The organism is Salmonella sp. SAL4457, assembly GCF_046548235.1.
GTDB lineage: Bacteria > Pseudomonadota > Gammaproteobacteria > Enterobacterales > Enterobacteriaceae > Salmonella > Salmonella enterica.
This window is the reverse complement of the sequence record NZ_JBGDZO010000116.1, coordinates 1-380: the sequence shown is the minus strand read 5'-3', so window position 1 is coordinate 380 and position 380 is coordinate 1. Positions and strand designations below refer to the sequence as shown.

1 protein-coding gene is annotated in these 380 nt (G+C 65.8%); it reads right to left on the bottom strand.

Annotation, left to right across the window (positions count from 1 at the left end):
* The coding region (locus ACLJNW_RS23495) for a contractile injection system protein, VgrG/Pvc8 family (protein ID WP_410961125.1) at positions 1 to 380 on the bottom strand (380 nt) is incomplete at both ends.

Here is a 380-nt window from a genome sequence, read left to right as displayed (position 1 = left end):
GTCGTGCACGTAGGCGGTGGGACGGCCCAGGCGGGGGAACACCGTCTGGTCGTCGCCGAACACCAGCAGGTGCGCCTCGGCGCTGTGCCGGAAATGGAAATGGATGCCCTCTTCGGCACAGAGGCGCTGGACGAAATGCAGGTCGCTTTCGTCGTACTGCACGCAGTATTCGCGCTCGGGATACCGGGTGCCGAGCTGGAAGCGGTAGGCGTCGGCGAGGATGCCGTGTTCCTCGAGGATCAGGGCGACGATCTGCGGCACCGTGAGGTGCTGGAAGATCCGCTGGTTGTTGCGCTGGGCGAGGTAGGCCAGGTGTGGGACGAGGGTGAGGCGATAGCGGGTCAGGCGCTTGCCGGCATCGCCCTGGGCCTGTCTCTTAT